The organism is Paraburkholderia sp. SIMBA_053, from assembly GCF_046534895.1.
GTDB classification, from domain to species: Bacteria; Pseudomonadota; Gammaproteobacteria; order Burkholderiales; family Burkholderiaceae; genus Paraburkholderia; species Paraburkholderia caledonica.
Window position 1 is genome coordinate 1 of record NZ_JAWRXU010001079.1, and the last position, 257, is coordinate 257.

At 69.6% G+C, this 257-nt stretch carries 1 protein-coding gene; it reads left to right on the forward strand.

Features of this window, described 5'->3' with window-relative positions; all coding sequences use genetic code 11:
- Positions 1–257: translocation/assembly module TamB domain-containing protein (locus tag SB753_RS38950; RefSeq protein ID WP_410805402.1), on the forward strand; the 257-nt coding region annotated here is incomplete at both ends.

The following is a 257-nucleotide window of genomic DNA, read 5'->3' on the forward strand; positions in this document are numbered from 1 at the left end:
GCCCGGACGGCACCGTGGCCGGCGAGCGGCCGCGGCCGGTGCCCGGCAGCAACAAGCCGATCGGGCCGTTCGCGCCGCGCGCGAACATCGACATCAGTCTCGGCAACAGCTTCCGTTTTCGCGGACAAGGCGCGGATCTTGGTTTGACCGGCACCATCACCGCGATGAGCGCGCCGAATCTGCCGCTGCGCGCGGTCGGCAACGTCCGCGTGACGCCGGGCTCAACGTATACCGCGTTCGGCCGCAAGCTCAACATC